The 1950-nt window shown below is 37.3% G+C and carries 1 protein-coding gene; it reads right to left on the reverse strand.

From position 1 onward, the window contains the following. Positions 1–265: hypothetical protein (locus ACRDCA_RS25190; RefSeq protein ID WP_438691973.1), on the reverse strand; the 265-nt coding region annotated here is incomplete at its 3' end. Between the last annotated feature and the right edge of the window lie 1685 nt (positions 266–1950).

Genomic DNA, 1950 nt, shown 5'->3' on the forward strand with positions numbered 1-1950 from the left:
AAAACTCTCTGTATTGCAAATAAGACTTTATTTCATTTAAAACAATATCTTTCACATTGTCAAGGTTTGATCTTAACATTGCATAAATTGACTTTTCCTCGCAGGGAAGAAAGCTTTTCAGCATCTGTTCTCTTCTTTCGCTCAGGAGCACTAACACACTGCCACTGTTCATAGAAACACTATTATATGCTGTTTGGGCATAAAGCACTAACTTTTCTTGAGGAGCAGAAACCCTACAACACATCAAGGAAACGTGTTTCTGCATTGCAAATAAGACTGTTCCATTTGAAACGAGCATCTTTCATATTGGCAAGCTTTGATCTTAACATTGCAACTGACATTCTCTTACAGGCAAAAAAGCTTTTCAGCATCTGTGGAGCTGCAGTCCCTTATTTCGCTCAGGAGCACGGACACAGTGCCACTGTTCATAGAAACGCTAAAATAGGCTATTTGGCCATAGTAGCAGTAATTTGACTTGAGAAGCAGAAACCCTGCAACACATTAAAGAAACGCATTTATGCATTTCAAATATAAGTTTATTTCATTTAAAACCAATATCTTTCATATTGTCAAGGTTTGATCTTAACATTGCATGACCTGATATTCTCTTACAGGGAGAAAAGATTTTCAGCAGCTCTAGAGCTGCGGTTCCTTTTTTCGCTCAGGAGCACTGACACAGTGCCACTGTTCATAGAAACGCTAAAACAGGCTATTTGGCCATAGTAGCACTAATTTGACTTAAGAAGCTCAAACCCTACAACACCTTATTGAGACGCGTTTCTGCATTGGAAATAAGACTTTATTTCATTTAAAACGAATATCTTTCGTATTGTCAAGCTTTGATATTAACATTGCATAAATTGACTTTTCCTTGCAGGGAAGAAAGCTTTTCAGCATCTGTTCTCTTCTTTCGCTCAGGAGCACTAACACAGTGCCACTGTTCATAGAAACACTATTATATGCTGTTTGGGCATAAAGCACTAACTTTTCTTGAGGAGCAGAAACCCTACAACACATTAAGGAAACGTGTTTCTGCATTGCAAATAATACTTTTCCATTTGAAACGAACATCTTTCATATTAGTAAGCTTTGATCTGAACATTGCATTGAACTGTATTTTCATACAGGGAGAATAAAGCTTTTCAGCCTTTGTAATCCCGCAATCTGTTATTTCGCTCAGGAGCACTGATACAGCTTCTCAGTTCATAGAAACGCTAAAGTAAACTGTCTGGGCATAGTAGCACTAACTTTGTTTGAGGAGCCGAAACCCTACAACACATTAATGAAACGTGTTCCTGCATTGCAAATAAGAGTGTGTCTCATTTGAAACCAACATCTTTCATATTGTCAAGCTTTGATATAAACATTGCATATACTGACTTTCCCTTGCAGGGAAAAAAGCTTTTCGGCATCTGTACAGCCGCGTTCTTTTCTTTTGCTCAGGAGCTCTGACCCAGTGTCATTATTCACATAAACGCTAAACTAAGCTCTCTGGGCATAATAGCTCTAATCTGACTTGTGTAGCAGAAACCATCCAAAACATTAAAGACACGCCTTTATGCATTTCAAATATAAGTTTATTTCATTTAAAACCAATATCTTTCATATTGTCAAGCTTTGATATTAACATTGCATAAATTGACTTTTCCTTGCAGGGAAGAAAGCTTTTCAGCATCTGTGGAGCCGCGTTCTCTTCTTTCACGCAGGAGCACTGACCCAGTGTCACTAATCATAGAAACGCTAAACTAAGCTGTTTGGGCATAGTAGCACTAAATTTACTTGCGAATCAGAAAACATCTAACACATTAAGAAAAACTCTCTGTATTGCAAATAAGACTTTATTTCATTTAAAACAATATCTTTCACATTGTCAAGGTTTGATCTTAACATTGCATAAATTGACTTTTCCTCGCAGGGAAGAAAGCTTTTCAGCATCTGTTCTCTTCTTTC

This window comes from Serratia sp. (in: enterobacteria) (genome assembly GCF_051654945.1).
In the GTDB taxonomy this organism is placed as follows: Bacteria; Pseudomonadota; Gammaproteobacteria; order Enterobacterales; family Enterobacteriaceae; genus Chania.